26 protein-coding genes and 2 riboswitches are annotated in these 26,903 nt (G+C 64.0%); of the genes, 9 read left to right on the top strand and 17 right to left on the bottom strand.

The features are described from left to right. Nucleotides 1-123: 123 nt before the first annotated feature. Both PQ457_RS07295 and PQ457_RS07290 read left to right on the top strand, forming a co-directional pair. Nucleotides 124-1,641 carry a TadA family conjugal transfer-associated ATPase gene (locus PQ457_RS07295; RefSeq protein ID WP_168605222.1) on the top strand — a complete coding sequence of 506 codons (1,518 nt, stop codon included), beginning with the start codon at nt 124-126 and terminating at the stop codon, nt 1,639-1,641. A gap of 91 nt (nt 1,642-1,732) precedes the next feature. Next, a complete protein-coding gene (locus PQ457_RS07290; RefSeq protein ID WP_273619067.1) occupies nt 1,733-2,638 on the top strand; it encodes a DMT family transporter in 906 nt (301 codons plus the stop codon). A gap of 61 nt (nt 2,639-2,699) precedes the next feature. Here the strand turns inward: PQ457_RS07290 and gcvPB are convergent, their stop codons facing one another. The 10 genes from gcvPB to PQ457_RS07240 all read right to left on the bottom strand — a co-directional run bounded on the left by gcvPB (nt 2,700) and on the right by PQ457_RS07240 (nt 12,470). After that, entirely contained in the window at nt 2,700-4,253 is a 1,554-nt protein-coding gene (gene gcvPB, locus PQ457_RS07285; RefSeq protein WP_273619066.1) for an aminomethyl-transferring glycine dehydrogenase subunit GcvPB, read from the bottom strand. Further along, nucleotides 4,253-5,608: an aminomethyl-transferring glycine dehydrogenase subunit GcvPA gene (gcvPA, locus tag PQ457_RS07280; RefSeq protein ID WP_273619065.1), complete on the bottom strand. Its 1,356-nt coding sequence runs from the start codon at nt 5,606-5,608 to the stop codon at nt 4,253-4,255. The genes gcvPB and gcvPA overlap by 1 nt, the downstream gene beginning before the upstream one ends. Nucleotides 5,609-5,614: 6 nt before the next feature. Next, a complete protein-coding gene (gcvH, locus tag PQ457_RS07275; RefSeq protein WP_273619064.1) occupies nt 5,615-5,986 on the bottom strand; it encodes a glycine cleavage system protein GcvH in 372 nt (123 codons plus the stop codon). Then, nucleotides 5,983-7,170 carry a glycine cleavage system aminomethyltransferase GcvT gene (gene gcvT, locus PQ457_RS07270; protein ID WP_273619063.1) on the bottom strand — a complete coding sequence of 396 codons (1,188 nt, stop codon included), beginning with the start codon at nt 7,168-7,170 and terminating at the stop codon, nt 5,983-5,985. Before gcvT ends, gcvH begins: the two co-directional genes overlap by 4 nt. Before the next feature lie 33 nt (nt 7,171-7,203). Then, nucleotides 7,204-7,320: riboswitch (glycine riboswitch) on the bottom strand. Next, a riboswitch (glycine riboswitch) is annotated at nt 7,321-7,422 on the bottom strand. Between the two features lie 103 nt (nt 7,423-7,525). Beyond that, nucleotides 7,526-8,686 carry a deoxyguanosinetriphosphate triphosphohydrolase gene (locus PQ457_RS07265; RefSeq protein ID WP_273619062.1) on the bottom strand — a complete coding sequence of 387 codons (1,161 nt, stop codon included), beginning with the start codon at nt 8,684-8,686 and terminating at the stop codon, nt 7,526-7,528. 268 nt (nt 8,687-8,954) lie between these two features. Then, the gene (locus PQ457_RS07260) at nt 8,955-9,260 is read right to left on the bottom strand and encodes a hypothetical protein (protein WP_273619061.1); all 306 of its coding nucleotides are present in this window, start codon (nt 9,258-9,260) and stop codon (nt 8,955-8,957) included. Between the two features lie 12 nt (nt 9,261-9,272). After that, entirely contained in the window at nt 9,273-10,838 is a 1,566-nt protein-coding gene (locus tag PQ457_RS07255; protein WP_273619266.1) for an NAD(P)(+) transhydrogenase (Re/Si-specific) subunit beta, read from the bottom strand. Between the two features lie 56 nt (nt 10,839-10,894). Next, complete coding sequence (locus tag PQ457_RS07250; RefSeq protein ID WP_273619060.1) at nt 10,895-11,191, bottom strand: proton-translocating transhydrogenase family protein; 297 nt, start codon at nt 11,189-11,191, stop codon at nt 10,895-10,897. Nucleotides 11,192-11,203: 12 nt separating this feature from the next. Further along, nucleotides 11,204-12,334 (bottom strand): NAD(P) transhydrogenase subunit alpha, encoded by a 1,131-nt coding sequence (locus PQ457_RS07245; protein ID WP_273619059.1) that lies wholly within the window; start codon nt 12,332-12,334, stop codon nt 11,204-11,206. A 10-nt stretch (nt 12,335-12,344) separates the two neighbouring features. Next, nucleotides 12,345-12,470, bottom strand: a complete 126-nt coding sequence (locus PQ457_RS07240; RefSeq protein WP_273619058.1) for an aa3-type cytochrome c oxidase subunit IV — start codon at nt 12,468-12,470, stop codon at nt 12,345-12,347. A gap of 234 nt (nt 12,471-12,704) precedes the next feature. Here PQ457_RS07240 and PQ457_RS07235 point away from each other — a divergent pair, with 234 nt between their 5' ends. Further along, on the top strand, nt 12,705-14,129 hold the full coding sequence (locus PQ457_RS07235; protein WP_273619057.1) for a sigma-54-dependent transcriptional regulator: 1,425 nt from the start codon (nt 12,705-12,707) through the stop codon (nt 14,127-14,129). Between the two features lie 221 nt (nt 14,130-14,350). Here the strand turns inward: PQ457_RS07235 and folP are convergent, their stop codons facing one another. The 3 genes from folP to PQ457_RS07220 form a co-directional block, all read right to left on the bottom strand. Next, nucleotides 14,351-15,436, bottom strand: a complete 1,086-nt coding sequence (folP, locus tag PQ457_RS07230; RefSeq protein WP_273619056.1) for a dihydropteroate synthase — start codon at nt 15,434-15,436, stop codon at nt 14,351-14,353. 20 nt (nt 15,437-15,456) lie between these two features. Beyond that, nucleotides 15,457-16,650, bottom strand: coding sequence for a site-specific DNA-methyltransferase (locus tag PQ457_RS07225; protein WP_273619055.1), 1,194 nt, complete (start codon nt 16,648-16,650; stop codon nt 15,457-15,459). 217 nt (nt 16,651-16,867) lie between these two features. Beyond that, on the bottom strand, nt 16,868-17,446 hold the full coding sequence (locus PQ457_RS07220; RefSeq protein WP_273619054.1) for a ribonuclease HII: 579 nt from the start codon (nt 17,444-17,446) through the stop codon (nt 16,868-16,870). Between the two features lie 96 nt (nt 17,447-17,542). Between PQ457_RS07220 and PQ457_RS07215 the strand changes: the two genes are divergently transcribed. From PQ457_RS07215 to PQ457_RS07190, 6 genes are read left to right on the top strand one after another with little or no spacing between them, the layout of a single operon-like run. After that, nucleotides 17,543-18,058, top strand: coding sequence for a GNAT family N-acetyltransferase (locus PQ457_RS07215; RefSeq protein ID WP_273619053.1), 516 nt, complete (start codon nt 17,543-17,545; stop codon nt 18,056-18,058). 60 nt (nt 18,059-18,118) lie between these two features. Beyond that, nucleotides 18,119-18,688, top strand: coding sequence for a DUF1285 domain-containing protein (locus tag PQ457_RS07210; RefSeq protein WP_273619052.1), 570 nt, complete (start codon nt 18,119-18,121; stop codon nt 18,686-18,688). Then, nucleotides 18,685-19,281 carry a CoA pyrophosphatase gene (locus PQ457_RS07205; RefSeq protein WP_273619051.1) on the top strand — a complete coding sequence of 199 codons (597 nt, stop codon included), beginning with the start codon at nt 18,685-18,687 and terminating at the stop codon, nt 19,279-19,281. Before PQ457_RS07210 ends, PQ457_RS07205 begins: the two co-directional genes overlap by 4 nt. Nucleotides 19,282-19,291: 10 nt before the next feature. Further along, nucleotides 19,292-20,455 carry a CCA tRNA nucleotidyltransferase gene (locus tag PQ457_RS07200; RefSeq protein WP_273619050.1) on the top strand — a complete coding sequence of 388 codons (1,164 nt, stop codon included), beginning with the start codon at nt 19,292-19,294 and terminating at the stop codon, nt 20,453-20,455. Nucleotides 20,456-20,464: 9 nt separating this feature from the next. Continuing rightward, nucleotides 20,465-21,247: a retropepsin-like aspartic protease family protein gene (locus PQ457_RS07195; protein WP_273619049.1), complete on the top strand. Its 783-nt coding sequence runs from the start codon at nt 20,465-20,467 to the stop codon at nt 21,245-21,247. Between the two features lie 32 nt (nt 21,248-21,279). Continuing rightward, on the top strand, nt 21,280-21,966 hold the full coding sequence (locus tag PQ457_RS07190) for a retropepsin-like aspartic protease family protein (RefSeq protein ID WP_273619048.1): 687 nt from the start codon (nt 21,280-21,282) through the stop codon (nt 21,964-21,966). Here the strand turns inward: PQ457_RS07190 and parC are convergent. From parC to PQ457_RS07170, 4 genes are read right to left on the bottom strand one after another with little or no spacing between them, the layout of a single operon-like run. Beyond that, nucleotides 21,957-24,248 carry a DNA topoisomerase IV subunit A gene (parC, locus tag PQ457_RS07185; protein WP_273619047.1) on the bottom strand — a complete coding sequence of 764 codons (2,292 nt, stop codon included), beginning with the start codon at nt 24,246-24,248 and terminating at the stop codon, nt 21,957-21,959. The two genes, PQ457_RS07190 and parC, sit on opposite strands and share 10 nt — an antisense overlap. A gap of 41 nt (nt 24,249-24,289) precedes the next feature. Then, complete coding sequence (locus PQ457_RS07180; protein WP_420540985.1) at nt 24,290-24,619, bottom strand: 2Fe-2S iron-sulfur cluster-binding protein; 330 nt, start codon at nt 24,617-24,619, stop codon at nt 24,290-24,292. 38 nt (nt 24,620-24,657) lie between these two features. After that, a complete protein-coding gene (locus PQ457_RS07175; RefSeq protein ID WP_273619045.1) occupies nt 24,658-25,722 on the bottom strand; it encodes a cysteine desulfurase family protein in 1,065 nt (354 codons plus the stop codon). Continuing rightward, nucleotides 25,719-26,747, bottom strand: a complete 1,029-nt coding sequence (locus PQ457_RS07170) for a cysteine desulfurase family protein (RefSeq protein ID WP_273619044.1) — start codon at nt 26,745-26,747, stop codon at nt 25,719-25,721. The genes PQ457_RS07175 and PQ457_RS07170 overlap by 4 nt, the downstream gene beginning before the upstream one ends. Nucleotides 26,748-26,903: the final 156 nt, after the last annotated feature.

Genomic DNA, 26,903 nt, shown 5'->3' with positions numbered 1-26,903 from the left:
ATCCTCAAAGTTTCCGTTCTATTCACCTTGCTCAATTGGCACAGGCTGGTCGTGTTCTCAAACGGTCCATAGCCCAAATGGTCGCTGGCGATGTCTGTGCGGTAGTTGAAGGAATAGACGACGATGAGCGCATTCGGTCGACGCACTGGCCCTGGCAGCTTTGGCGCCGGCGCAAGACCGCAGTTCGGCGTGGCCCGTCCGATGCGAGCCGATGGTCTGCCCGCCGGTGCTCCTCCTCCACCGCCTTCGGGCGGGGATCAGTTTCCGCCTTTGCCCGCCGAAGCCGAAATGACGATGGATTCCAAGGGCGGCGATGCGATGGCGCGCCTGGCCGAGCGGATGAATTCCACCGTCGAATCCACCCGTCAGGCCGAAGGTTTCGAGGCCAGCGTTCACAAGATCAAGGAGCAGGTGTTGCCCCGCCTACTGGAGCGCGTGGACCCCGAAGCCGCCGCAACGCTGACCAAGGATGAACTGGCCGAAGAATTCCGCCCGATCATCATGGAAGTGCTGGCCGAGCTGAAAATTACGCTCAACCGGCGTGAGCAATTCGCGCTGGAAAAGGTGCTGATCGACGAATTGCTGGGCTTTGGTCCGCTTGAGGAACTGCTCAACGACCCCGACGTGTCCGACATCATGGTCAACGGCCCGGACCAGACCTATATCGAAAAGAAGGGCAAGCTTCAGCTTTCCACCATCCGTTTCCGCGATGAACAGCACCTGTTCCAGATCGCCCAGCGCATCGTCAATCAGGTCGGCCGCCGCGTTGACCAGACCACGCCTTTGGCCGACGCCCGTTTGAAGGACGGCAGCCGTGTGAACGTGATCGTGCCGCCGCTGTCTTTGCGCGGCACGGCGATCTCGATCCGCAAGTTTTCCGAAAAGCCGATCACGATCGACATGCTGCGCGATTTCGGCTCGATGAATGATCGCATGGCCACCGCGCTGAAAATCGCGGGCGCGTGTCGGATGAACATCGTGATTTCGGGCGGCACGGGTTCGGGCAAGACCACCATGCTCAATGCCCTGTCGAAGATGATCGATCCGGGTGAGCGTGTGCTGACTATCGAGGACGCGGCCGAACTGCGTCTGCAGCAGCCGCACTGGCTGCCGCTGGAAACCCGCCCGCCCAATCTTGAAGGACAGGGCGCGATCACCATCGGCGACCTTGTGAAAAACGCCCTGCGTATGCGGCCTGACCGCATCATCCTGGGCGAAATTCGCGGCGCGGAATGTTTCGACCTGCTGGCCGCGATGAACACCGGCCACGATGGCTCGATGTGTACGCTCCACGCCAACTCCCCGCGCGAATGCCTTGGCCGTATGGAAAACATGATCCTGATGGGCGACATCAAGATCCCCAAGGAGGCCATCAGCCGCCAGATCGCGGAGTCGGTCGATCTTATCGTTCAGGTGAAACGCCTGCGCGATGGCAGCCGCCGCACCACCAACATCACCGAGGTGATCGGCATGGAGGGCGATGTGATTGTCACGCAGGAATTGTTCAAATTCGAATATCTGGACGAGACCGACGACGGCAAGATCATCGGCGAATGGCGTTCCTCGGGCCTGCGCCCCTATACGCTGGAAAAGGCGCGCCAGTTCGGCTTTGACCAGACTTTCCTTGAGGCCTGCCTCTGATGCGCGGGGCGGCGGGCCGATACGCCCGCCGCATCGTTTCATGCGCAAAATAGCGGTGCCACAATCGCCTCTTATGCGTTAAGGCCCGCGCGTGCCTCAACATCAACGCCCCTTTCTGGCGCTGGGCCTGCGCCTTGCCGCCACGCTTGCGCTGGCCACGCTGTATATGACGGTCAAGCTGCTGCACCAGCGCGGCGTCGCCTTGCCCGAAATCATGTTCTGGCGCCAGGCGCTGTCGCTGCCCTTGCTGGGCGGCTGGCTGGCTGTGCGAGGACGGCTGTTTTCGCTTTACACGCGGCGATTGAAAACCCACGCCCTGCGCACGATCACCGGGACCATCGGCATGGTCTGCCTGTTTGGCGCGCAGGTGCTGCTGCCTTTGCCGGTGGCCACGATCCTTGGTTTTACCACACCGCTCTTTGCGGTCCTGCTGACGGCCATTGTCTATAAATCGCCGCCGGGGCGGCTGCGCTGGATGGCGGTGGCGCTGGGTTTTGCCGGGGTGCTGATCATCACCGCGCCGGGCGACGGGGCATCGCTTGCGGGGGGCATTTCGCCGCTGGGGCTGGCGGCTGGACTGTGTTCGGGCTTTCTGGTCGCGGTCATCAGCCTCCAGATCCGCGATCTGACCAGCACCGAAGCACCGATTTCGGTGGTGTTCTATTTCGCGCTCTTTGGCACTTTGCTGACGCTGATCCCGATGCTGCTCTATCGGACGCCCCATGCCACCGACGTCTGGGCAGGGATCATCGCCATGGGCGTGGTCGGCACCTTGGCGCAGATCCTGATGACCGCCGCCTTGCGCTTTGGTTCGGCGGCCAGCGTGCTGGTGATGGATTATGCCACGCTGATCTGGACGACGATCTACGGCTGGACGATCTTTGACCAATTGCCGCCCGCGCATACCTGGGCCGGGGCGCCGCTGATCGTGGCGGCGGGGATGATGATTGCCCTGCGCGAGCATCGGCGTATCAAGGCCGCCCGCGAAACCGCCTGAAACGGGCATAGAAAAAGGGCCGCCACGCGAACGCAGCGGCCCCCTCCTGCGACCCTATAGCTCAGTCCTTCCAGACCAGCTTGGGCTTGCGCGCCGCCAGCGTTTCATCAACGCGGCGCCGCGGTGTATAGTGAGGTGCGCTTTTCAGCGTCACATCCCCTGCCCGCCCACGCTCGGCCAGCGAGCGCAGCGAAGCGATCAGACGGTCGGTGCCCGCCTTGCTCTCGGTTTCGGTGGGCTCGACCAGCATCGCGCCATGGACCACCAGCGGGAAATAGACCGTCATCGGGTGGAAACCCTCGTCGATCAGACCCTTGGCGATATCCAGCGTCGAGAATCCCTCGGCCATGCCATTGTCGCTGAACAAGGCCTCATGCATGCAGGGACCATAGGCGGCAAAGGGCGCGTCCAGCACGTCTTCCAGTTCGCGCAGGATGTAGTTGGCGTTGAGCACCGCATCCTCGGACACCTGACGCAGGCCATCCGCGCCATGGCTGAGGATATAGGTCAGCGCGCGGGTGAACATACCCATCTGGCCATGGAACGCGGTCATGCGGCCAAAGCTGTTGGGGTGGCCATGATCGTGTGCGTCACCCTCTTCGACCAGATGCGCAACGCCGTCGGCATCGAGCGTGGCGAAGGGCAGCGGGGCAAACGGGGCCAGCGCCGCCGAAAGCACCACCGGACCCGAACCCGGACCGCCACCGCCATGAGGCGTCGAAAAGGTCTTGTGCAGGTTGATGTGCATCGCGTCCACGCCAAGGTCGCCGGGGCGCACCTTGCCGACGATGGCGTTGAAATTCGCGCCGTCGCAATAGACATAGCCGCCCGCCGCATGGACCGCATCCGAGATCGTCTTGAGATCGCGCTCGAACAACCCGCAAGTGTTGGGGTTGGTGATCATGACGCCCGCAATATCTGGCCCCAAACGAGCCGTCAGCGCGGCCACATCAACGCGGCCATCCTCGGTTGCGGGGATATTTTCCACGCGGAAACCGGCGAAGGCGGCGGTGGCCGGGTTCGTACCATGCGCGCTTTCGGGCACCAGCACCACGGGGCGTTCCTCACCGCGCGCAGTCAGGGCGGCACGAATGCAGAGCAGACCGCAAAGCTCACCATGCGCGCCTGCCTTGGGCGTCATGGCGACCGCAGGCATGCCGGTCAGCGCCATCAGCCAATCGGCCAGTTGCGTGATGACCTTGAGCGCGCCCTGCACCGTCTGGGTCGGCTGCAACGGATGGACATCGGCAAAACCGGCCATCCGCGCGACCTTTTCATTCAAACGCGGATTGTGCTTCATCGTGCAGGAGCCGAGCGGGAACGGCCCCAGATCGATCGCGTAGTTCTGGCGCGAGAGGCGCGTGTAATGGCGCACCACTTCCGGCTCGGTCAGGCCCGGCAGAGCGGGTGCGGCCTTGCGCAGGAACTTGCCCAGCGCGGGCGCGGGGGCCACGTCGGCATCGTCGAAATCGACGCCATAGGTGCCGGGCGCGGCCAGTTCGAAGATCAGCTTTTCTTCAAGGTTGAGGCCATGATCGCCGCTGACCGTGGCGGGCAGGATTGCGCCTGCCTCGCCCATTTCCGGGCGCCAGCCCGAAGCGTTGGGAGCGTTCATCACAGCACCTCCTTCAGCGCCGCCACAAGGGCCGCAATATCTTCATCGCTCGTGCATTCCGTGGCGGTCAGCAGCAGGCCATTCGCCAGCGCGGGCGTTTCGGCATAAAGGCGACCAAGCGGCACGCCGCCCAGAATGTCCCGCTCGGCCAGAGCATCAACGACTTCGCGCGCATCCTTGGGCAGGATCACCGTAAATTCGTTGAAATAGGCATCGTTCAAGACCGACACGCCCGGAACCGTCGCCACAGCGGCTGCCAAAGCCTGCGCCTTGCCATGGTTGATGCGGGCCAGACGTTCCAGACCAGCGCCGCCCAGCAGGCTCATGTGAATGCTGAAAGCCAGCGCACAAAGGCCTGAATTGGTGCAGATATTGCTGGTCGCCTTTTCGCGGCGGATATGCTGTTCGCGCGTTGAGAGCGTCAGCACGAAGCTGCGGCGCCCTTCGGCGTCCAGCGTCTCGCCGCACAGGCGGCCGGGGATCTGGCGCAGGAACTTTTCGCGGCAACCGAACAGGCCCAGATACGGCCCGCCAAATTGCAGCCCCACGCCCAGCGACTGCCCCTCACCCACAACGATATCCGCGCCCAGCGCGCCGGGAGCCTCCAGCAGCCCCAGCGCCACCGGCTCCGTCACCACCGCGATCAGCAGCGCGCCATGCGCCTGCGCCGCCGCCGCAATCGCGGCCAGATCGGGAATGCGGCCCAGAATATCCGGGTATTGCACCACAACCGCGCTGGTCTCGCCATCGATGGCGGCGATGATCGCACCGTCCTCGGCATCGCCCGACAGCACCGGGGCCTGCGCCACCAGCACATCGTCGGTGAAACGCGCCATGGTCTGAGCCGTGGCGACATAATGCGGATGCAACCCGCCGGTCAGGATCGACTTCTTCCGCTTGGTCACGCGATGCGCCATGGCGATCGCTTCCCAGCAAGCGGTCGAGCCGTCATAGAGGCTGGCGTTTGCAATATCAGTGCCAAGCAGACGCGCCACCTGCGTCTGGAACTCGAACAGCACCTGCAGCGTGCCCTGCGCGATTTCGGGCTGATAGGGCGTATAGGCGGTCAGAAACTCGCCGCGCTGGATCAGGTGATCGACGCTGGCCGGGATATGGTGCTTATACGCGCCCGCGCCCAGAAAGAAGGGCGCCGCGCCCGCCGAGAGGTTTTCCCCGGCAAGGCGGCCCATATGGCGTTCGACCGCCATTTCGCTGGCGTGAGCAGGCAGGCCCGCAATGGGTCCGGCCTGCAACGCCTCAGCGGGCACATCGCAAAACAGCGCGTCAATATTGTCCACGCCGATCCGCGCCAGCATCGTGGCGCGATCGGCCGGGGTGAGAGGCAAATAACGCATGGGCGATTAAAGCTCCGCAATATAGGCGGCGTAGGCGGCCTCATCCATCAGATCGGCCAGTTCGCCGGCATCGGCCACGCTCATGCGCCACAGCCAGCCTTCGCTTTCGGGCGAGGTGTTGACCAGTTCGGGGGCTTCTTCCAGCGCCGCATTGCCTTCGGTCACTTCGCCCGAAACCGGGGCGTAAACGTCGCTGGCGGCCTTCACGCTGTCCACCACGCTGGCCGTATCGCCCTTGCCCAGCGCCTTGCCCGCTTCGGGGACTTCGACAAAGGTGATGTCGCCCAGCGCGTTTTGCGCAAAATCGGTGATGCCGACGGTCGCCACATCGCCGTCAACGGAGATCCACTCGTGGTCCTTGGTGAAATAACGGGTCATTTTGCGGCTCCTTTGCGGAAATAGCGATGGGGAACAAAAGGCATGGCAGCGACCGTGGCCGGCAGCTTCTTGCCGCGCACGTCGATGAACAGTTCAGTGCCGGGCCCGCCCAGAGCGGCGGGCACATCGGCCATGGCAATGGGGCAGCCGAGGCTGGGCGCGAAACCGCCCGAGGTCAGCACGCCGACCTTGTCCTCGCCGCTATACACCTCGGCGCCTTCGCGCGCGGCCTGACGGCCCGATAGCTTGAGGCCCACGCGGACCGTTTCGGTGCCTTGCGACAGGCCGGTCAGGATGCGGTCAGCGCCGGGGAAGCCGCCTTCGGCACGGCGGCGCTTGGAAATGGCGAAGGCAAGGCCCGCGCTGATCGGGTCGATTTCCTCATTCAGATCATGACCATAGAGCGGCAGGCCCGCCTCCATGCGCAAGCTGTCGCGCGCGCCAAGGCCGATCGGCTTGACCGCCGGATGGGTGCAGAGCATCTCGGCCAGCGCCTCGGCGCTTTCGGCCGGAACGGCGATTTCATAGCCATCCTCGCCGGTATAACCGCTACGGCTGATGTGCAGTTCAACGCCGTTCCACACATAGGGACCGGCCTGCATGAAGGAGAGTTGATCCACGGGCACGATCTGCGGCTGGGCGGGCGCGATGCCGAAAGAGGCCAAAGCCTCGGCGGCGCGAGGGCCTTGCAACGCCAGCAGGGCGAAATCGTCGCGATGGGTCAGCGTGATGTCATCAGGCAGGAATTCGCGCAGATGGCCAATATCATCCCACTTGGTCGCGCCATTAACGATCAGGAAGAAACCGCCGGGCCAGCGCGTGATCATCAGATCGTCGATGATCCCGCCGGTTTCATTCAACAGCAGCGAATAGCGCTGGCGACCAACCTTGAGGATCGAGAGATCGGCGGGCATCAGCGCTTCCAGCGCCGTGATGGCGTCCTGCTGATCCTCGTCCTCGCTCGACACGACCAACTGGCCCATGTGGCTGACGTCGAACAGCCCGGCGTTTTCGCGCGTCCACAGGTGTTCGCCCATGATGCCTTCGTACTGCACCGGCATCCAATAACCGGCGAATTCGACCATGCGGCCGCCGCGCGCGCGGTGCCAGGCATCGAGAGGAAGGGTGAGGGTTTCGGGAATTTCGGCCTCTTCGACCGAGTTAGAATCGTATGTGTCGCTCACAAATCAGCCTTCCGCACAGCGTTGCACCATTCCGGTGCCCCCTCTGTCACGGAAACCTGAGAGCTTAGCCTGCACAAGAAAATGCGCAGATTTACCCCTTCGGCGGCCCCCGAACCCATTGGCCCGGCTGCACTTTCCAGAGCGTCGCTATTGACCGACACGGTCCTTATTGCCTGAGAGATTCCGGGGCGGTTGCTCCTTCGGCGCCGGGCGATCCTTGACGAATCACCCGAACTCTCCCGCATCGTTCAGCGACTGGTGTTCGCCATCTCTTTTTGCGGCGCAAAAGTCAAACAGAGTGTCAGAAATTCTACCCCAATACGCAATCCTCTCCACAAATCCGGCGCATTCGGGGTCAGACGTTGCTCAATCCTTCGGGGGCTGTGCCGTGGATCGCGCGGTATTGCGCGATGGCGAAACGGTCGGTCATGCCCGCGATATAGTCGGCGATATGGCGGCTGCGCTGTGGCTCGGCCTGCGGCAGGCGGGCGGCCCATGCCTCGCCCATGCGCGAGGGGTCCTCGCGATAGGCGGCAAACAGGCCCGAGACGACCTGATGCGCCTTTTCCGCCGTGGCCAGTTGATCGGGGTGGTAATAGAGCCGGTCATACATGAAGCGCTTCAAGGTCCGCTCGGCCTCGGCCATGGCGGGCGAAAAGGCGGCGCTGGCGCGGGCGGCGGCGCGGATGTCGGCAATGCCCGCCATACCCTGCGTGCGCGCTTGCGTTTCGGCGATCACATCATTGACCATGATGCCGATCTGGCTGCGCACCAGTTCGCGCAGCTTGCGGTCATGGGGGGCATTGGGATGTTTGGCCTCCACCGCGCGCCACTGCTGCGCCACGAAGGGCTGCGTCAGAAGATCGTCGAGATGGAGGAAACCAGCGCGCAACCCATCGTCAATGTCGTGATTGTCATAGGCAATATCGTCGGCAATCGCGGCCACCTGCGCCTCAAGGCATGACCATTCGCCCAGATGCAGCGGATAGGCCGCGTCCAGTTCGGCCAGCGCCCAGTTGGGATCGCGCACCGGCCCGTTATGCTTGGCCAGCCCCTCCAGCGTCTCCCACGTCAGGTTCAGCCCCTCATGCTCGCAATAGGGGCTTTCCAGACGCATCAGCGTGCGCAAAGTGTTGGCATTGTGATCCCAGCCGCCCTGCTCTTTGAGCGCCTCGTCCAGCGCGTCCTCGCCGCTGTGGCCAAAGGGCGGGTGGCCGATGTCATGGGCCAAGCATAACGCCTCGGTCAGATCCTCGTCCAGCCCCAGCACGCGGGCGATCACGCGGCCGATCTGGGCCACCTCCAAACTGTGCGTCAGGCGGACCCGATAATGGTCGCCATCAGGGGCGACGAAAACCTGCGTTTTATGCCGCAGGCGCCGGAACGCAATCGAGTGGATGATCCGGTCGCGGTCGCGCTGATAAGGGCTGCGAGGGCCGCGGGCGATCGAGCCTTCGAGCGCAAATTCACGGCCGAGGGATTGTGATGGGTCGCAGGCCAGAGGGGATAGAGGCATGGGGGGTGGGGTAGCGAAGATAGAAGGAAAAGGAAAGGTGCGAGGGACTTGTCCCTCGCGCTCCCATTACTGTCTTTGTTGCGCCACGGGTTCGGCGCCCGATGCCAGACGCGAGGCCGGAATGCTTAAAGCCTGCGGCACGGATAGGATAACCTCACCGCGCCGCAGGGTTTAAAAATCATCAACTGCGGACGGATCAACCACCACCCAAAAAATGGGATTGCAAAGGGTCGAGACCCTTTGCCCGCCAGAGGCATCCCTTCAAATCTTATCTTTCCCACCCCGACATGCACAACCCGGCCGCCGCCGCCGTCACGCGGATCACTTCCGGGTCCTGAATCCGGCGCACCGCCATCACATAATCGAACAGCGACCGCTTAGGCCCCTGCAACGCCTCCAACTGGCGCAATTGGCTGATGGTCAGCTTGTCCACCATATGCTCGGCCATGCAGGCCGAAACCGGTTCGGACAGCCCCGCCCCCACCAGCGCGGATTTCACCCGGCCCCGGACGATCCCCTGAACACAGCCCGAAAGGGCAAGGGTAAGGGCAAGGACTGTCAGAACTTTACGCATTCAAGGAACCCCTTAGTGGGCCAGCGCCTTGACGATGTCTTCCACCATCTTCTTGGCGTCGGCCAGCAGCATCATGGTCTGGTCCATGTAGAAGACATCATTATCGACACCTGAATAGCCCACGCCGCCCATGCTGCGTTTGACGAACATGACGGTCTTGGCCTTGTCCACGTCGAACACGGGCATGCCATAGATCGGGCTGGACTTGTCGGTCTTGGCGGCGGGGTTGACCACGTCATTGGCGCCGATGATGAAGGCGACGTCGCACTGGCCGAACTCGGAATTGATGTCCTCCAGCTCGAATACTTCATCATAAGGCACATTGGCTTCGGCCAGCAAGACATTCATATGGCCGGGCATTCTTCCCGCCACTGGATGGATCGCGTATTTAACGCTGACGCCTTCCTTCTTCAGCACATCGGCCATTTCGCGCAGCGCGTGCTGGGCTTGGCTGACCGCCATGCCATAGCCGGGGATGATGATGACGCTCTCGGCTTCCTTCATCAGGAAGGCCGCGTCCTCGGCGCTGCCGCGCTTCCACGGGCGCTGTTCCTTGGCCGCGCCGCCCGATGCCTCGGGCGCGGCGCCAAAGCCGCCTGCGATCACCGAGATAAAGCTGCGATTCATCGCCTTGCACATGATGTAGCTGAGGATCGCGCCCGAAGAGCCCACCAGCGCCCCGGTGATGATCATCGCGCTGTTATGCAGCGTGAAGCCCATCGCGGCGGCCGCCCAGCCCGAATACGAGTTGAGCATCGAGACCACCACCGGCATATCCGCCCCGCCAATCGGAATGATCAGCAGGAAACCGATGATGAAGGCCAGCAGCGTAATCAGGCCGATCACCCAGAGCGACTGATCCATCGTGAAATAGCCGACAAGGCCAAGGATCGCGATGATCGTGCCAAGGTTAATGACATGGCGCCCCGGCAGCATGATCGGCGAACCCGACATCTTGCCCGCCAGTTTGAGGAAGGCGATGATCGAACCGGAAAAGGTGATCGCGCCAATGGCGATGCCAAGGCCCATTTCGATGCAGGATTGGGCGTGGATGTGGGGCACACCGGGGACAGTTAAGGTTTTGGCCGCACTGGCTATCGTTTCGCCATCCATACCGGTTGGCGTCAGTGTCACTATCAGGTCCGAAATCTCGGTAATCCCGAAAGCCCCCGGATTGAGATAAGCCGCCCAGCCCACCAGCACAGCCGCCATACCAACCAGCGAGTGAAACGCCGCCACCAGTTGCGGCATCGCCGTCATGGCGATGCGGCGGGCAATGACAAAGCCAATGCCGCCGCCAAGGGCGATGGCCAGAGCGATAAGGCCAAAAGCCCCGAAATCAGGCACAGTCTGGAGGCCATGTTCAATCGCCGCTGACGTTTCACCATAGGGATTAACCGCCGAAGGGAAATGCGTCACCAGCGTCGTGGCGACCGCAATCACCATGCCGATCATGCCATAACGATTGCCCGCCCGGCTGGTCGCCGGAGACGACAGGCCGCGCAGGGCCAGAATGAACAGCACGCCCGAAACAAGATAGAGGAACGGGACAATGCCGCTGTTCTCTGCTGTCGGCATCGGGAATGCGTTGTGCGGCGCGAGTTCAGCGCCCGCGCTAAGAAGCTGGAGAACCATCACTTCTTCTCCTTCTTCTTATACATGGCCAACATGCGCGCCGTGACCGCAAAGCCGCCAAAGATGTTGACGCTGGCCAAAACCACCGCGCCCAGCCCCAGCCATTTCGAAACGCCGCCCGCCGCACCAATCCCGCTGGCCGCCGCCGCAATCAGCGCGCCCACCACGATCACCGAGGAAATGGCATTCGTCACCGCCATCAAAGGCGTGTGCAGCGCGGGCGTGACCGACCACACCACATAATAGCCGACGAAACACGCCAGCACGAAAATCGACAGGATCGAGATAAAGTCCATTGCGCCCTCCCCTCAGAGCAGTCGCGGATTGACGACCTGGCCGCCTTGCGTCAGCCGGATCGCATTGCCGATTTCCTCGTCCAGAACAGGGCGCCCCTGCTCCTTGTCCCAAAAGGCCGAGAGGAAGTTGTAGAGATTGCGCGCAAACAGCGCCGAGGCATCGGCGGCCAGATGCGCGGGCGTATTGGAATAGCCCATAATCTTGACGCCATGGCGCTCAACAATCTGATCGGGAACCGAACCTTCGACATTGCCGCCCTGCGCCACGGCAAGGTCGAAAATGACGCTGCCCGGCTTCATCGTGGCGATCTGCGCATCGGAAATCAGGCGCGGCGCCGCCCGGCCGGGGATCAGCGCCGTGGTGATGACGATGTCCTGCTTGGCGATATGGCTGGAAACCAGTTCGGCCTGCGCCGCCTGATATTCCGGGCTCATTTCGGTGGCATAGCCGCCCGCGCCCTCGCCCTCGATGCCCGCGACATTTTCCACGAAAATCGGCTTGGCGCCAAGGCTCTGGATCTGCTCTCTGGTCGCGCTGCGCACGTCGGTGGCCGAGACCTGCGCGCCCAGACGCCGCGCGGTGGCGATGGCCTGAAGCCCCGCCACGCCCACGCCCATGATGAACGCCTTGGCCGCCGAAATCGTGCCCGCCGCCGTCATCATCATCGGAAAGGCGCGGCCATAGGTGGCCGCCGCATCGATCACGGCCTTATATCCGGCCAGATTGCTTTGCGAGGAGAGGATGTCCATCGACTGCGCGCGGGTGATGCGCGGCATGAATTCCATCGCCAGCGCCTCGACCCCGGCGGCGGCATAGGCGTCAACCCGCCCGCGCTGACCAAACGGGTCCAGCCCCGCCGCAACCCACACGCCCGGCTTCGCGCTCGAAAGCAGGGCCACATCCGGCCCCTGAACCCCCAGCACAATGTCCGCGCCCGCCACCACCGTGGCCGCATCGCCCATGATCGCGCCAACCGCGGCATAATCGGCATCAGCAATCGAGGCAGCAAGCCCCGCCCCGCTTTCCACCGCCACAATAGCGCCAAGGCTCGTGAATTTCTTCACCGTTTCCGGCGTCACGCAGACGCGCGTTTCCCCCGCCGCTCTTTCGGTAAGAGCGGCGATACGCAATTTATCCGTCATTCCAGACCTTTCAGCGGGAGATGAGATAGACGACGAATGCGGCCAGAACAGCGATGACCGGGGTACTGATCTTGATCAGGCGAATGAAGCCCTCATAGGTTTCCCGCGCCGCGGTAACATCCTGAGTGTGAGTCATTGATTTTTCCCCTGTCCCATTAAATTCTTGGTCAATTCTTATCATCCTGAGGCCTCAGCACAAGATAAAACATGATCCGCGACAAAACGTAAATTGCACCAAAGGTTAAATTTGATTTTCACCGCCATGGTTGACGGACGGCCTGAAAAATCCGGATGCCGGCCCGGTCACGCTTAAGCAGGTCTTTACCCAATTTGGCTAAATCCTGCACCTATGACTATTGACCGCGCAAATATGGCAGAGACCGAACAGCGCCTGCTGATGCTGATCGACGATGAGCCGGCGCAGAGCCGCCTGATCACGGCGCTGGCCGCGCGCGAGGGCTGGCGGACGCTGGTGGTGGGCGATGCCGAAACGGCCGTGGCCATGCTGGGCACACGGCAGGGCATGCAGTTGGGCGCGGTGATCCTTGACCAATGGGTGCCGGGCGATGAAGCCTGCTCGCTGATCGCGGATCTGCGCAGCCGCCGCCCCGCCCTGCCGATCCTGATGCTGACAACCTCGGCCTCGCCGCTGCTGGCGGTCGAAGCCATGCGCGCGGGCGCAACCGATTACCTCATCAAGCCCATCGCGCCCGACCGGCTGATGAGCGCCCTGCGCAACGCCACCACGCGCGAAACCCCGCGCGATGAATTGCAGCCGCTGACCGAAAAGATGAACGGTCCGGCCGATTTTGAATCGATGATTGGTGCAGCTCCTGCCTTCCGCACGGCGCTGGCCATCGCCGCCAAATCGGCGCGCGGGCAAGGCCACCTGCTGATCGAGGGCGAAAGCGGCACCGGCAAGGAAATGCTGGTACGCGCCATCCACGCCGCATCCCAGCGCGCCAAAATGCCGCTGCGTATCGTCAATGCCGGATCGACGCCGGGCAATTCCATCGAATCGGCCCTGTTCGGCCATGAAAAGGGCGCCTTCCCCGGCGCTTTCGACCGGCAAATGGGCGCGATCCAATATTGCGACGGCGCCACGCTGGTCATCGACGAAATCGACCGTCTGCCCATGGGTGTGCAGGAGCGGCTGGCCGAATATCTGACCACAGGATCATGCCGCCCGATCGGCGCGCGCCATGCCTTCCGGGTGGATGTGCGGCTGATCGCGGCGTCGAATTATCCGCTCAAGGATCTCATCGTCCATGGCGATTTCCTTCCCGAACTCCATGCCGCGATCTGCGCAACCACGGTGTCGCTGCCGCCGCTGCGCGCGCGACTGGGCGATATTCCGGCGCTGGCACGGCATTTCCTGGCGCGTATCGGCGAACAGCCGGGCCTGCGCGAACTGGGCATCACCGATGGCGCGCTGTCGCTGCTCTCGGCCTATGACTGGCCCGGCAACGTGCGGCAATTGCAGGCCGTGCTGTTCCGCGCCGCCGTCTTCTGCGATGGCGACGCGCTGACCGCCGACGATTTCCCCCAACTCTCCAGCATGATTACCGCCGAGCCGATGAGCCCCAGCAATGGCGTGGCCCACGAAAGCGCGGGCGTGATGCTGTTCACCGCCGACGGCAATCTGCGCCCGTTGGAGGACATCGAGGCCGACGTGATCCGGCTGGCCATCGGCCATTATCGCGGCCGCATGACCGAGGTGGCGCGCAGGCTGGGGATCGGGCGTTCGACCTTGTATCGAAAGCTCAGCGAATTGGGCATTGGGGACGCGGCGTAAGGGGGCTTTGGGTTTTGCCTCCGGCGGGCAAAGGGCGGGGGCCCTTTGCAATCCCATGAATTTGGCGCTTGCCTAAACGGTTATCACCCATCCGCGAAGCGGTTTTTAAAGCCTGCGGCGCGGAAATCTTGCGTAGGGCCGGCGAACGCGCGCAACCCAGTATGGGGATTGCAAAGGGCCCCCGCCCTTTGCCCGCCGGAGGCAAACCTCCTCCCCCTTTTTTACCCCACCAACTGCCCAAAATCGGTCAGGGCCGCATCGCGCAACCCGCGCCAGACATGCAGTGCCTGCACCGTTTGCGCCACATCATGCACGCGGATGATCTGCGCCCCGGCCTCCATCATCCGCGCGGCCAGCATCAGCGACCCTCCAAGGCGTTTATCCGCGGGCGCTTCGTTGGAGAGCGCCCCGATCATCCGCTTTCGGCTGGCCCCAACCAACAGGGCGCAGCCCAGCGCGTGAAACAGCGGCAGCGCGTTCATCAGCGCGAGATTTTCCTGCAGGGTCTTGCCAAAGCCGATGCCGGGGTCGAGCAGGATGCGGGTCCGCGCCACGCCCGCCGCCTCGGCCGCATCGCGCCGCGCGCGCAGCCAGTCGAACACGTCCAGCACGACATCGCCGTAATGGCCGTCCTCGTGGAGGTCTTCGCCCTTGCCCGGCGCATGCATGATGCAGACGGGGGCGCCGCAATGGGCGGCAAATTCAAGGCTGCGCGGATCGTGGCGCAGCCCCGACACATCGTTCCACAGATGCGCGCCTGCTGCCAACGCCGCCTCGAACACGCCCACGCGGCGAGTGTCCACGCTGATCGCCGCACCCGTGCGGGCCAGTTTCTCGATCACTGGCACCACGCGCCCAATCTCGTCGCCTTCCCACACGGGAGGGGCGCCGGGGCGCGTGCTTTCGCCGCCAATGTCGATCATCGCCGCGCCCGCCTCCAGCATCGCGCTGGCATGGACCATTGGCACATCCGGCCCGGAAATATGGCGCCCGCCGTCGGAAAAACTGTCGGGCGTGACGTTCAATATGCCCATCACCTGCGGCTGATCCAGCCGCACTGTCCGCGCGCCCATCTGCAACGGCGCGCGGGGGGAACGCAAAGCCTCCCACTGCTCCTCCGCCTCGCCCCGGATCACGCGCCCCGCCTCGGCCACGCCAAAGCGGGTGCGTTCGACCACTTTGCCGCCCTCGCGCCGGATCAGCGCGAAACGGCTGGCATAAGTCAGCCCGCCTGCCAGACGAAGGGCTTCGCCTTCCTCGGATTGGGGGCTGTCGACAAGGGCGATCGGGCGCAGGTAAACAGTCATGGCCCCGCGCTTAGACCCGATCAGTCCTCGTTTGCCAGCAGATAAAGCTGACGGATGGCGTCGAGAGGCTTCATCTGCCCCTCATGCTCGATGTTCCAGAAGGTCCAGCCGTTGCAGCTGGGCGCGCCCTGCAACTGGGCGCCGCAGGAGTGGATCGAACCTTCGATCTTGTCCGACACCAGCGAACCGTCGGCGCGCACCACGGCGGTGAAGGCGGGACGATTGCGCCCCTTCTTGCCGGTCAGCACCGTACCGGGCTTGACCCAGCCGGTTTCGATCAGCGTGCCGAAAGGAACCTTGGGCGCGGCGCGCTTGCTCTTCATCGTGCTGATGGCGGATTCATCGAGCGGCAGGGCCATCTCGATGCGTTCCATCGCGGCATCGCGGTAATTCTGCTCCCGCTCGCACCCGATCCATTCGCGGCCAAGGCGCTTGGCCACCGCCCCTGTGGTGCCGGTGCCAAAGAAGGGATCGAGCACCACGTCGCCCTTGTTGGTCGTGGCCAGCATCACGCGATAGAGCAGGCTTTCCGGCTTCTGCGTCGGGTGGACCTTCGAGCCGCCCTTCTTCAAACGCTCGGCCCCGTTGCAGATCGGCAGCACCCAGTCGCTGCGCATTTGCAGCTCGTCATTGAGCGTCTTCATCGCGCGATAGTTGAACGTGTATTTCGCCTCCTCGCCCATGCTGCACCAGATCAGCGTTTCATGGGCATTGGTAAAGCGCGTGCCCTTGAAATTGGGCATCGGGTTCGATTTGCGCCACACGATATCGTTCAGTATCCAGAAGCCCATGTCCTGAAGGATCGCGCCGACGCGGAAGATGTTGTGATAAGAACCGATCACCCAGAGCGAGCCATTGGGCTTCAACACGCGGCGCGCCTCGGCCAGCCAGGCGCGGGTAAAGCGGTCATAGGCCCCAAAACTGTCGAACTTGTCCCAATCGTTGGTGACGGCATCGACATGGCTGCCATCGGGGCGGGCCAGATCGCCGCCGAGCTGGAGGTTATACGGCGGATCGGCAAACACCATATCGACGCTGGCCGTGGGTATCGAGCGCATGGCCTCGATGCAATCGCCATCCAGAATGCGGCCCAGCGGCAGGTCAGCCTTGGGCGTTTCGACCGGCTTGAGGACAAGATCCTTCCTGATGCGGCTGGCGATCTTGCGCGGCGCCGGGGTGGAGCGGGTGCGCTCCTTGAGAAGGACAGTGCCCATGAGGATTCCTGTGAATAAGTGCGTTGAACGGCCCCCTCAATGAGTCATTCGCAGACTCACGTCAAGGCCCGACTCGTGGAGTTAGCACGAGTCGCAAAGCCTAAACCGAGTCAAGAACAGGAGAACAGAAAGAGTCTGACACAAGGGATAGAGTCATCCGCGACTCGGCAGACTCAACATCTAGTGGCGCGGCAAAGCGGATTCAGGGGGCGATTTTTTACAAAAATGACAATTGCGCGACCGGCGCGAAACTCCGCCGGTGATGCTCGCAAGGCCCATGTTCGCGCAAACCCGCCAAATGCTGCGCGGTGCCATATCCGGCATTGCGCTCCCACCCATAATGCGGGTGCAGCACGGCCAGTTCGCGCATCACCCGGTCGCGGTGCTCCTTGGCGATGATGCTGGCCGCAGAGATCGCCGCTTCGGTCGCATCCCCCCCCACAATCGCCCGCGCGGCCCAGCGCCAGTCGCCCACGCGCCCCTCTGGCGTCTTGTTGCCGTCGATCAGCACCATCGCGGGTTCACCCACTTTGGCCACCAGCGCGCCGACCGCCCGCGTCATGGCCAGCATCGTGGCGGCAAAGATGTTGATCCGGTCGATCTCGTCGGCCTCGACCACGCCGATGGCCCAATGCGCCTCGGCCATGATCCGCGCCTCCAGCGCAGCGCGCCGCTTGCCCGACAATTTCTTGCTGTCGGCCAGCCCCTCGATCGCACTGTCGCAAAGCCACACCGCGCCCGCCACCACAGGCCCCGCCAAGGGGCCGCGCCCCGCTTCATCCACGCCAAAGATCATGACCCCCCGATTGCCGCCCCCGCAGCCCGCCCGCAAGCATTTCCTTGCATAGCTTGCTTGCATCTGGCGCCCCCCTGCCCTAACGCGCGCGGCATTATGGCTATCGAACCCTCGCTCATTCCGCTGGACAATGTTGACCCCTCGCTGGTCGAGGAATTGCTCGATCGCGCGTTTGAGCCGGAACGACGCGGGCGCACCGCCTATAAGGTGCGCGGCGATGCCGAATGGCTGCCCGCGCTCTCCTTTGCCGCAGTGGACGAGGAACAGCATGTGGTCGGCTCGATCCAGTGCTGGCCGGTGGCGCTGACCGATCCCGATGGCCGCCGTCATCCGATGGTCATGGTCGGCCCCGTCGCCGTCCTGCCCGAGGCGCAGGGGCGCGGCTTTGGCAAGGCATTGGTCACCGCCGCCATTTCGGCGATGAACCCCAAGGCGCCCTTGCCCATGGTGATGATCGGCGACCCGGAATATTACGGCCGCTTCTGGGGCTTTACCAACGCGCCCACGGGGGAATGGGATCTGCCCGGACCGTTTGAACAGCGCCGCCTGCTGGTGCGCTGCGACAATGCCGCGATCCTGCCGCAAAAGGGCATGCTTGGCCCTTGGAGCTAAAGCGAAATTAGGGCAGGCGAAGCACTGGCGCACAGCGCCCGCCTGCCCCATATTGCCGCCATGCCCTATACGCCCCCTCCCGATCTGGCCGCGCTCTCGCTTGAGGACATCGCCCGCATGGTGGCCGAGCGCCGCCTGCCCCCGGTCGATCAATGGCATCCAGCCGAAGAAATCGACAGCCAGATGGAGATCCGCGCCGATGGATCGTGGTGGCATCAGGGCGCACCGATCACCCGCCCGGCCATGGTGCGCGCCTTTTCCACGCTGCTGATGCGCGATGAGGACGGCCAACATTGGCTGGTGACGCCGCAGGATCGCCAGAGGATCGCGGTGGTCGATGCCGCCTTTGTCGCGGTGGATGTGGCGCGGATCGAGGGGGCGCTGGCCTTCCGGCTCAACACCGACGACACGGTGATCGCCGGGCCGGACCATCCCCTGATCGCGCGCGGCAACGCGGAAACGCCCGCGATCTATCTGGCCGTGCGCCATGGTTGTCTGGCGCGGATCAACCGCTCCACATGGGGACAACTGGTGGATATGGCGCTGGAGAACCAAGGGGAGAATATGGGGACGGACGGTGGACTGTCTGTGGACAGCCTGGGGATAAGTTTCCCCCTGACGCCGCAATGAGCAATCTCAAGCACAAGCTGGAGCGACTGTATCACGCCGGGATGGCGGGGCCTGCCCCTGCGCTGTTTCCCGATCCGCGCACGGCGGGCATCGAGGCATTCAAACCCGCCGCCGTGCTGATCGCCGTGACCGAGCGGGCCGCGCCCGGCGTGCTGATGATCCACCGCCCCGGCACGATGCGCGCCCATGCCGGACAGGTTGCCCTGCCCGGCGGGCGGCTCGATCCGGGCGAAACCGACATAGATGCCGCCGTGCGCGAGGCGCAGGAGGAACTGGGTATCGATCCGCGCCATGTCGATGTGATCGGGCCGCTGGATGTTTTCCTGACCGGATCGGGCTATGCGGTGACGCCGGTGCTGGCGCTGATCCCGCCCGATCTGCCGCTGGTGCCCAACCCGGACGAGGTGGCGCAGTGGTTTGAGGCTCCCTTCGGCTTTGTCATGGACCCGGCCAACCATCAGCGCCGCGCCATCGAATGGGAGGGCAAGATCCGCCATCTGGTCGAAATCCCTTGGGAAGGGCATCGCATCTGGGGCATCACCGGGGCCATTCTCGCCAATCTTTCCAAACGCCTGAACTGGCCAAATGACTGAACAGCATGGTATGACTGAATTTCTGAAACGCGAAGGCTGGCTGATCCGCCCGGATCTGGCCGAATTGGTGGCGGCGGTCGGCCCCTTGCGCTGGGTGGGCGGAGCGGTGCGCGACACGCTGCTGGGTCTGCCGGTCAAGGATATGGATGCGGCCACGCCCCTGCTGCCCGAAGAGGTGATCGCGCGGTGCAAGGCCGCAGGCATCCGCACCGTGCCCACCGGCATAGAGCATGGCACCATCACCGCGCTGACCGAAGGCGGGCCGGTGGAGATCACCACGCTGCGCCATGATGTGTCCGCTGACGGGCGACGCGCGACCGTGGCCTTCGCGCAGGACTGGCGCGACGATGCGGCGCGGCGCGATTTCACGATCAACGCGCTTTATGTCGATCCCGCCACGGGTGAAGTGTTCGATTATTTCGGAGGGCTGGCGGATCTGGCGGCACGGCGGGTGCGCTTCATCGGCGATGCGGCCCAGCGCATCCGTGAGGACCACCTGCGTATCCTGCGCTATTTCCGCTTTCAGGCGCGCTTTGGTCAGGCGCCCGATCCGGAGGCCGAACAGGCCTGCGCCGCGCTGGCCGCCACGCTCAAAGGACTCTCGCGCGAGCGAATCGGGATGGAGATGATGAACCTGCTGGGCCTGCCCGATCCGGCGCCCACGGTGGCGCGCATGGCGGATCTGGGCGTGCTGGCGGTGGTTTTGCCCGAGGCGGATGTCGAGACGCTGGCCGCGCTGATCGCGCAGGAGCAGGCGCAGAGCGTGGTCCCTGATGCGGTGCGGCGGCTGGCGGCGCTGCTGCCGCCGCAACCCGGACTGGCCGAACAGGTGGCCTCGCGCTTTCGCCTGTCGGGCGCGCAAAAGAAGCGGTTGGCGCAGGCCGCCGGGCGCGGTGATGCGGGCGATGCACGCGCCATGGCCTATGCGCTCGGCATGGAGGGGGCGATGGACCGCCTGCTGCTGGGCGGGGCGGCGATTGCGCCTTTGTGCGGCTGGACCATCCCGGTTTTCCCCCTAAAAGGCGGCGATATTGTTGCGCGCGGCGTTGCTGCGGGGCCGCGTATCGCCCATATTCTGCGCTCGGTCGAAGGGCGATGGGTGGCCGAAGGATTCCCCGATGCCGTGCGCGTCGAGGCGCTGTTGAACGAGGCCCTTTCAAAAGAGGCCCCTTGAGGAGAGACTATGACCGCCGCCGCATCTGGCGCCCATTCAGGCCTCCATTCGGACAAAGCCGGCGCGGCCCTTGATCGATTGATCGAGGCGGGTTCGGCGCTGTGGGCGCAGGCGGTTCAACTGGTGATGACCCAGCCGGTGCTGGGATGGGCGCTGGTTTGCGCAGGGCTGCTGATCTTCGGCAATCTGATCCGATACCGCCTGCCGATGCTGGGCGGGCTGCTGCGATTTTTGGGCAATCTGGGGCTGATCGTGGCGCTGATCGTGGCGCTGCTGGGGGTGGTCGATCTGCGCCGCTTCGGCATCACCGCTGCCCTGCCCGGCTCGATCGCGCGCTATCTGCCCAAGGGCGAAGAACCGCAGGTGGTCGAGGGCAAGGTGACGCGCGTGCCGCTGGCCGATGACGGGCATTTCTGGGTGCGGGCCGCCATTGACGGGGTGCCGCGGCGGTTTCTGGTCGATACCGGGGCCACGCTGACCACAATCTCGCCCCAGACGGCGCAGGAGGCGGGGCTCCGTATCGCGCGCGACGGGCCCAAGGTCGAATTGCGCACCGCCAATGGCAATGCCACGGGCCGCATCGTGGTGATCCGTGAATTGAAGATCGGCAATGCCGTGGCCCGCAATATCGAGGCGGTGGTGGCGCCCGGTCTGGGTGAGACCAACGTGCTGGGCATGAATTTCCTGACCCGGCTGAAGGGCTGGCGGGTCGAGGGGCGCGTGATGGTGCTGGAGCCTCATCATCCGGCAAAAACCGATCCGTCCCAAGCTGGCACGGACGAGGTTGGTTAACACAATTGCCGCGCGCGGGCGGGGCGGAAATAGTGGCGCATCATCCGACCGTTTCGAGAACCTGCGCGATGCCCCTGTTCGACCTTCTGCTGGAATTGCCCAACCATCTGGTGCTGGCCTCGGCTTTTGGCTTCATGGCGCTCTTGCTGGTGGGCGGGATCGTCCGGGCCGAGGCCAGCGGCGCGCTGGGCGCGATGATCCGCATGGTGGGCAGCGCTGGGCTGACGGTGGCCTTTGGCATCACGCTGGTGCAACTGGGCGGAGCCTTTGTCGGGGTTCCGCTGCTGGCGGGGGTGGCCATGGCGGCGCAGGCTTCGGCGCCGGTCCTGCGCGGGGGCGAAACCCGCGTGCCGCTGGGTGAGGATGGGCATTACTGGGTCGATGCCAGCGTCAACGGCACGTCGCAGCGTTTTCTGATCGACACGGGCGCGACCTATACCACCCTGTCTTCCGAAGTGGCGCAAGAGGCGATGGTCGAGCCGAATGCGGCCGCGGGCCGGGTCAACCTGCACACCGCCAATGGCGACACGCCCGCCAAAATGGCGCAGATCGACAATCTTGAGGTTGGCTCGATCCATGCCGCCGACATGACCACGATCATCGCCCCCGCCATTGGCACGACCAATGTGCTGGGGATGAATTTTCTGTCCTCGCTCGAAGGATGGCGGGTTGAGGGCAAGGTGATGATCCTTACCCCCAAAGGCTCCGATCAGCTCTGAAACTTGTTGTCGCGGGGGAAGCCCTGCGGCGCGAAACTGCCTGCCGCACCGCGTGCCACGCGCCATTGACGCAGATCCTTTTCCACCCGCGTCCGGCCCGTTTCGCCGCCCATCGTCCAGCTCAGCCCGTCCTCGAATTTCAGCGTGATGATGTCGGACAGGCCACCGTCGCGGTAACGCTGCAAGCTGACGCCCTGCCCCTTGGCCAGCACCGGCACCTCGACCAGGCCGAAGATGACGATGCGTCGGTTTTCCCCGATCACCGCCACGTAATCATGCTCGGGCGGGATTTCGCGCACCACCATCAGCTTGACGCCATCCTTGACCGTCATCACCGCGCGGCCCTTGCGGGTTTCGGCCAGCAATTCGTCCGCCTCGGCCGCAAAGCCGCGCCCGGTGTTGGCCGCCAGCAGCAGTTGCGCCTTGGGATGATAGACGATCATGGCCACGATATGCGCATCGGCATCAATATCGACCATACTGCGCAGCGGCTCGCCAAAGCCGCGCGCGCCGGGCAATTTGTCGCAGCCCAGCGTGTAGAAACGGCCATTGTCGCAGGCGATCAGCAGCTTGTCGGTGGTCTGCGCATGAAGCACAAAGGCCGGGCCGTCGCCTTCCTTGAACTTGTATTCTTTGTCCAGCGGTTCATGCCCGCTGGCCGCGCGGATCCAGCCGCGCGCGGAAAGGATCACCGTGAGCGGCGCCTTTTCGATCATCGCGTCCATGCTGAATTCGCGGGTGGGCGCGGCTTCCTCGATGGTGGTGCGGCGGCGGCCCAGCGCTGTGGTTTCCGCATAATCCTTGCGCAGCGTGGTAATGTCGCGCTTCAGGCGGGTGCGCTGGCGGGCCGGGTTTTCCAGCAGCTTCTGCAGCTCGTCCTGCTCTTTGAGCAGATCGTCCCGCTCGCTGCGCAGCTCCATTTCCTCCAGCTTGCGCAAGGAGCGCAAGCGCATGTTGAGGATGGCTTCGGCCTGCCGGTCGGTCAGGTTGAATTCGGCCATCATCACCGGCTTTGGCTCATCCTCGGTGCGGATGATCTCGATCACCCGGTCAAGGTTGAGATAGGCGATGATATAGCCTTCGACCAGTTCGAGCCGGTTGGCGATCTTGTCCAGCCGGTGGCGCGCGCGGCGCTGCAGAATGTCGATCTGCGAAACGATCCATTGCAGCAGCAGCGGTTTCAGCCCCAGTACGCCGGGCGTGCGCTGCGCATCCAGAACGTTGAGGTTCAGGCTAAACCGGCTCTCCAGTTCAGAGAGCTTATAAACGCTTTCTTTCAGCAGGTCGGGATCGACATTGCGGCTCTTGGGCACCAGCACGATGCGGATCTGGGTGTCCGATTCGTCGCGCACATCCTCAAGGATCGGCAATTTCTTGTCCGCGATCAGGCCCGCAAGCTGTTCGATCAGCTTGCCCTTCTGGACCATGTACGGAATTTCGGAGATCACCAGTTGCCACTGGCCCCCACCCAGCTTTTCGATGCCGGTCGGCTCCCATTCGCCCGCCTCGTCGCGCCCGGTCGAGAAACGCGCGCGCACCCGGATCGAACCCTTGCCATTGGCATAGGCATGGGAAATCGCCGCCGGACTGTCGACCACGATGCCGCCGGTGGGGAAATCGGGGCCGTGGAACACCTTCATCAGATCGGCATGTTCGGCCTGCGGATTTTCGATCAGCAGCAGCGTGGCATCGAGGATTTCGGCCACATTATGGCTGGGAATGCTGGTGGCCATGCCCACCGCAATGCCCGTCGCGCCATTGGCCAGCAGGTTGGGGAACAGGCCGGGGAAGATCTCCGGCTCCTCATCCTCGCCATTATAGGTCGGGATGAAATTGACCGTGCCTTCGTCCAGGCCCGTCATCAACTGCATCGCCGTCTTGGTCAGCCGCGCCTCGGTATAGCGATAGGCCGCCGCATTATCGCCGTCGATATTGCCGAAATTGCCCTGCCCCTCGACCAAGGGGTAACGCAGCGCGAAATCCTGGGCCAGGCGCACCATCGCGTCATAGACCGACGCGTCGCCATGGGGATGGTATTTGCCGATGACATCGCCCACCACGCGGGCCGATTTCTTGAAGGCCTGCGCCGGGTCCAGCTTCAACTGGCGCATGGCCCAGAGCAGGCGGCGATGGACCGGTTTCAACCCATCGCGCAGATCGGGCAGCGAGCGCGCCGTGATGGTGGAGAGCGCATAGACCAGATACCGCTCGGACAGAGCGGCGTCGAAAGGCGCATCGATGATGGCGTCAAACGGATCGGGTTCGGTGATGTCGCTGGGCATATCGCAGCTTCCCTATCAGGCCGGCGCGCATATCCCAAGTATTACCCGCGCTGCATATCCCGGCTTTCACCCGGAATTTTTACGGTCAGCCCGTCCAGATCGGGTCCGATGGTGATCTGGCATGACAAACGACTGGTCGCAGCAACCCCTGCGGCCAGATCGAGCATATCCTCTTCATCGGCGCTGGCCGGTTTGAGGCGCGAAAACCAGTCGGGAGAGATCAGCACATGGCAGGTCGAGCAGGCCATCTGACCCTCGCATGTCCCTTCCAGAGGCATGCCCGCGGCCTGTGCCACTTCGAGCAGACGCTGGCCTGCACTGGCCTGCGCTTCCACACGTTGCCCCCCGGCGGTGATGAATTGCACCTTGATCACTATTCTTCGACCCCTATCCGACTTGTGCAGCCGCCCTATTGGGCATCGGCTGCGGCATCGATTCGCTTCAAGGCCTCGGCAAACTCTCCGCTTTGCGTATAGCGCCCGAAACCAAGGCGGATAGAATTTTTTGCCTGTTGCGCCGAAAGTCCAAGTGCGGTCAGAACGTGGCTGGGCCGACCCGACCCGCTGGCACAGGCTGATCCTGCGGAAAAGGCGATGTCGCGGCAATCGCTCATCAGACGGGCGACATCCAGACCATCGCGCCGGATATTGAGATTACCATGCCAGCGCTGAGCCTCGCTGCCGTTCAGCGTCCAGTGGGGCAGGATCGCGCGGGCAATTTGCCACAGCGCCTCCACATGTTCCCCATCCTTTATCCACAGATCCTTGCACAGGGCCGCCGCCACGCCAAATCCGGCACACAGCGCGGGGCTGAGCGTGCCCGAACGCAAGCCGCCCTCCTGCCCCCCGCCATGGATCAGCGGGTTCAACGACACCCCATCGCGGGTCCAGAGCGCGCCGATCCCTTTGGGGCCATAGATCTTGTGCGCGGAAATGGCGACCATATCGGCCCCCTCGGGCGCGGCCATCTTGCCCACCCCCTGCACCGCATCGCACAGAAACAGCGCACCAGCTTCATGCGCCCGCGCCGCCAAAGCGGCGACAGGCTGCACCGTGCCGATTTCATTGTTCACCTGCATCACGGCCACCAGATCGGTCCCGGGCGCGACCTCCGCATCCGCCGCAACCAGCCCCTCGGCCGACACCGGCAGCACATCGACCACCGCCCCGCAGGCGCTCGCCGTATCCAGCACGGCGGCATGTTCTATGGCCGAAACCGCGATGCGGCGGGGGCGCAGGCCCTGAATGGCCAGATTGATCGCCTCGGTCGCCCCGCCGGTAAAGGTCACGCGCCCGCCCGGGGGCAGGATGCCCGCGACAGACTCGCGCGCCACCGCAACCGCCGCCGCCGCCGCGCGGCCGGGGCGATGCGGGCTGTGCGGATTGGCGAAACCGGCCTCGCCCAGCCAGTAGAGCATCGCCTCGCGCGCTTCGGGCGCCAGCGGCGTGGTGGCCTGATAATCGAGGTAGATCACCGGCGAATCCCGCGCAAAACCTTGAGCAGCGCGGCCAGATCATCGCGCGTCGTCTCGCGGCCGATGGACACGCGGAACACCTCGCGCGCCTCCTCCTCGCTGCGCCCCATGGCCAGAATCACTGGGCTGGGTTTCAGGCTGCCGCTGGAACAGGCCGAACCGGCGGAAATGGCGATGCCCGCCATATCGGCGCGGATCAGCACCGTGGTCGCGTTCACGCCGGGCAGGCGATAGGCGCCGATCGTGGCGATACGCTCGGCCCCCTCGCCGATCACCTCGCCGCCCATGGCGCGGATCTCATCCTCAAACCACCCGCGCAGCACCGCCGCCGAAAGCAGCCACGAAGGACCAGCCTCAAGAGCCGCCGCCAAACCAATGATATAGGGCAGATTTTCAGTTCCTGCGCGATAGCCGCGCTCCTGTCCGCCGCTGGGCTGGATCAGGCCGAAATGGCGGACCAGCAAGGCGCCGACGCCCGGAGGCGCCCCGATCTTGTGTCCGGCAATCGCGATCATATCGGCATCGGGCAACGGCAATTTGCCCGCCCCTTGCGCGCAATCGGCCAGCCACACCGCGCCCCTCGTCCGGATCGCCTCGCCAAGAGCGGGTTGGATGACGCCAGTCTCATTGTTCACCTGCTGCACCGCGATCAGATCGACCGAGGGCAGCGCCCCCGGATCAACCCGACCAAGACGATCCACCGGGATCACCGCGTCACGCTCCGCAAGGCGCGAAACGGCCGGATGCTCGACCCCGCTGGCCGCTCGGCGCAGCGCCTGCGCGCGCGTATAGCCGATGGCCAGCGCCTCGGTTGCCCCGCCGGTAAAGATCACCTCGCCCGGCCAGTTCAGCGCCTGCTTCACCCTTTCACGCGCCGCTTCCAATTGCGCCCGCGCGGTGCGGCCCGAACCGTGCTGGCTCGACGGATTGGCCCATTCGCGCATGGCCTCGCCGATTGCCTCGCGCACCTGCGGCAGGATCGGCGTGGTGGCGGCATGGTCAAGATAGATCGTGGACTTGGGCATTATCGAAGCTCTTTTACCGCGCGTTGTCTGAAAACATTGCTTTCGCTTGATGGCTTTCTATATAGCGCATCACCTCCATTCACAGTCCCCACCGCAGGTTTTGCGCGAATTTTGCGCAAAGACCGCCGGGTCTGTCCACTCGATCAGGGATTTGAT

This window comes from Novosphingobium humi (genome assembly GCF_028607105.1).
GTDB lineage: Bacteria > Pseudomonadota > Alphaproteobacteria > Sphingomonadales > Sphingomonadaceae > Novosphingobium > Novosphingobium humi.
The sequence above is the reverse complement of the archived record's forward strand: the minus strand, read 5'-3'. Positions and strand labels throughout refer to the sequence as shown.

What these genes read in the sequence shown, in the direction of transcription:
- PQ457_RS07295 (WP_168605222.1), top strand. Translation starts at nt 124, where the DNA reads ATGAGCGCATTCGGTCGACGCACTGGCCCTGGCAGCTTTGGCGCCGGC.
- gcvPB (WP_273619066.1), bottom strand. Translation starts at nt 4,253, where the DNA reads ATGAACGCTCCCAACGCTTCGGGCTGGCGCCCGGAAATGGGCGAGGCA.
- gcvPA (WP_273619065.1), bottom strand. Translation starts at nt 5,608, where the DNA reads ATGCGTTATTTGCCTCTCACCCCGGCCGATCGCGCCACGATGCTGGCG.
- gcvH (WP_273619064.1), bottom strand. Translation starts at nt 5,986, where the DNA reads ATGACCCGTTATTTCACCAAGGACCACGAGTGGATCTCCGTTGACGGC.
- PQ457_RS07265 (WP_273619062.1), bottom strand. Translation starts at nt 8,686, where the DNA reads ATGCCTCTATCCCCTCTGGCCTGCGACCCATCACAATCCCTCGGCCGT.
- PQ457_RS07260 (WP_273619061.1), bottom strand. Translation starts at nt 9,260, where the DNA reads ATGCGTAAAGTTCTGACAGTCCTTGCCCTTACCCTTGCCCTTTCGGGC.
- PQ457_RS07255 (WP_273619266.1), bottom strand. Translation starts at nt 10,838, where the DNA reads ATGCCGACAGCAGAGAACAGCGGCATTGTCCCGTTCCTCTATCTTGTT.
- PQ457_RS07250 (WP_273619060.1), bottom strand. Translation starts at nt 11,191, where the DNA reads ATGGACTTTATCTCGATCCTGTCGATTTTCGTGCTGGCGTGTTTCGTC.
- PQ457_RS07245 (WP_273619059.1), bottom strand. Translation starts at nt 12,334, where the DNA reads ATGACGGATAAATTGCGTATCGCCGCTCTTACCGAAAGAGCGGCGGGG.
- PQ457_RS07240 (WP_273619058.1), bottom strand. Translation starts at nt 12,470, where the DNA reads ATGACTCACACTCAGGATGTTACCGCGGCGCGGGAAACCTATGAGGGC.
- PQ457_RS07235 (WP_273619057.1), top strand. Translation starts at nt 12,705, where the DNA reads ATGGCAGAGACCGAACAGCGCCTGCTGATGCTGATCGACGATGAGCCG.
- folP (WP_273619056.1), bottom strand. Translation starts at nt 15,436, where the DNA reads ATGACTGTTTACCTGCGCCCGATCGCCCTTGTCGACAGCCCCCAATCC.
- PQ457_RS07225 (WP_273619055.1), bottom strand. Translation starts at nt 16,650, where the DNA reads ATGGGCACTGTCCTTCTCAAGGAGCGCACCCGCTCCACCCCGGCGCCG.
- PQ457_RS07220 (WP_273619054.1), bottom strand. Translation starts at nt 17,446, where the DNA reads ATGATCTTTGGCGTGGATGAAGCGGGGCGCGGCCCCTTGGCGGGGCCT.
- PQ457_RS07215 (WP_273619053.1), top strand. Translation starts at nt 17,543, where the DNA reads ATGGCTATCGAACCCTCGCTCATTCCGCTGGACAATGTTGACCCCTCG.
- PQ457_RS07210 (WP_273619052.1), top strand. Translation starts at nt 18,119, where the DNA reads ATGCCCTATACGCCCCCTCCCGATCTGGCCGCGCTCTCGCTTGAGGAC.
- PQ457_RS07205 (WP_273619051.1), top strand. Translation starts at nt 18,685, where the DNA reads ATGAGCAATCTCAAGCACAAGCTGGAGCGACTGTATCACGCCGGGATG.
- PQ457_RS07200 (WP_273619050.1), top strand. Translation starts at nt 19,292, where the DNA reads ATGACTGAATTTCTGAAACGCGAAGGCTGGCTGATCCGCCCGGATCTG.
- PQ457_RS07195 (WP_273619049.1), top strand. Translation starts at nt 20,465, where the DNA reads ATGACCGCCGCCGCATCTGGCGCCCATTCAGGCCTCCATTCGGACAAA.
- parC (WP_273619047.1), bottom strand. Translation starts at nt 24,248, where the DNA reads ATGCCCAGCGACATCACCGAACCCGATCCGTTTGACGCCATCATCGAT.
- PQ457_RS07170 (WP_273619044.1), bottom strand. Translation starts at nt 26,747, where the DNA reads ATGCCCAAGTCCACGATCTATCTTGACCATGCCGCCACCACGCCGATC.